Raw genomic sequence first — 882 nt, forward strand, 5'->3', positions numbered from 1 at the left:
GAGGCTCATCAGCAGGCCGAACACCGCCGTGCTCAGTTTGCGCAGCGCCTGCATCTCGAGCACGTAGGGCAATAGTGGTACCAGGAGGGCGAGGCCGGCGCCCTGGATATACAGCTGCGGGTCATGCAGCTGAGTCGCCTGAGCGAGCCCGATCGGTGTCATGATCGCCGCAGCTGCGAGCAGGGACACCGACAGGCCTTGCAAGCCGCTGAACTGGCTGCCTACGCGCTTCATCAGCAGGATGTAGCCGCCCCAGCCGAGAGCGGCACCGAGGGAGAACAGCAGGCCACGGGCGTCGGTGACCCAGCTCGTGCCGTCGTAAGCGATCAGCACGACGCCGACGAGCGACAGTGCCGGCCACAGATAGGCGCGGTAGCCGGAAACCCCGGCCAGGGCGATGCAGATGGGGCCGAGAAAATTGATCGCGACCACCAGGCCGAGCGGTGCGCTGCGGATCGCCTGGAAAATGGAGGTCGTCATCAGCGCCATGGCGGCGCCGAGCAGGAGTGCGCCGGTCCATTGCTGGCGGTTGAAGGTCAGCAGCTTCGGGCGAACGATCAGATAGAGGATCGCCGCAGCGAAACAGAGTCGCACCCAGGTCGTGGTGTAGCTGCCGAAGCGCTCCATCACATCCAGTGACAGCGAGGCCCCCAGCTGGATGCTGAGCATCGAGATCAGGCAGAACAGGATAGCCGCGACGACACCGTTCCTGAGGCGTGGCGAGGTGCCGTGGCGAGGTTGGGTCGGGTTCGACGGGGTTGCTTCGGTGAGGTCTTGCATCGGCGTTCCGGAGTCGTGGCACCTGTTCTCGGCACGGGGGCGTGATGAGGTTCATGGGGCCTGGTGGGTCGAGACCCGGAGAAAGTACCCAGCGTCTGCGGG

The 882-nt window shown here is 65.4% G+C and carries 1 protein-coding gene; it reads right to left on the reverse strand.

Features of this window, described 5'->3' with window-relative positions; all coding sequences use genetic code 11:
• Nucleotides 1-780 (reverse strand): EamA family transporter (locus J0A65_RS22710; RefSeq protein ID WP_206596578.1); only part of this gene is annotated, 780 nt, incomplete at its 3' end.
• Nucleotides 781-882 lie beyond the last annotated feature (102 nt).

This window comes from Bowmanella yangjiangensis, from assembly GCF_017255015.1.
In the GTDB taxonomy this organism is placed as follows: Bacteria; Pseudomonadota; Gammaproteobacteria; order Enterobacterales; family Alteromonadaceae; genus Bowmanella; species Bowmanella yangjiangensis.